The sequence below is a fragment of the Solibacillus faecavium genome, from assembly GCF_014836905.1.
GTDB lineage: Bacteria > Bacillota > Bacilli > Bacillales_A > Planococcaceae > Solibacillus > Solibacillus faecavium.
This window is the reverse complement of sequence record NZ_JACSPZ010000027.1, coordinates 1-694: the sequence shown is the minus strand read 5'-3', so window position 1 is coordinate 694 and position 694 is coordinate 1. Positions and strand designations below refer to the sequence as shown.

Sequence of the window (694 nt, the reverse complement as noted above, 5' to 3'; positions counted from 1 at the left end):
GTATCTCAACAGCAATAAAACATTTGAAAGAATGGAATTGCATAACCAGAGACAAGCGGTTAACAAGAACTTTTATGTTAAACCCTTACTATTTTTATAGAGGCGGACTAGGACCACAAAAAAATAAAAAGCGTCAATTTACTAAACTTCATAATAAAAACCAAAAAGACATCAAACAAAAAATAAAAAAAGAAGCTAATTAATAGCTTCTTTTTTATCTTTTACATCGTTCTGCTAATACTTTTGCCATCATCTAAAACCGCAAAAGTAATCTCACCATGATCTAAACCAAAACCATCATTATCAGTGACGTCTCTTACATAAGCATAGCCTTTAAAATCAAAACCATACTTTGTAGGCGAGGTATATCTTTTTCCTGCACCTTTCATAACTCCATTAGCACCTTCAAAATCAAAGTTAACATCACTACTAACAACAAGGTAATTCACAAAATTACCTTGCCGAATAACAGCATATGGAACAAAATTATCTTTTAATAGTTTGTTTACATCGGCTTGATACTCCACTGGTAAGTTTTCAATTCCTTCACGAACTTTAACTTGACTAGGCGGAGGATAAATTCCATTCCCAGGCATTTCAGAAAAGCCTTCTACTTCAACATAAGTAAAATCATTAATGCCAACAATTTTTAAAGCTTCCTCAAAAGTTTTAATTGCATCTTGGGCATTAAAAC

General features: G+C 32.3%; 2 protein-coding genes. One reads left to right on the top strand and one right to left on the bottom strand.

Features of this window, described 5'->3' with window-relative positions:
- A partial coding sequence (locus tag H9635_RS19340; protein WP_225231415.1) for a hypothetical protein occupies window positions 1–203 on the top strand: 203 nt, incomplete at its 5' end.
- Window positions 204–221: 18 nt separating this feature from the next.
- Here H9635_RS19340 and H9635_RS19085 read toward each other — a convergent pair.
- Window positions 222–694 (bottom strand): hypothetical protein (locus tag H9635_RS19085; RefSeq protein WP_191701906.1); only part of this gene is annotated, 473 nt, incomplete at its 5' end.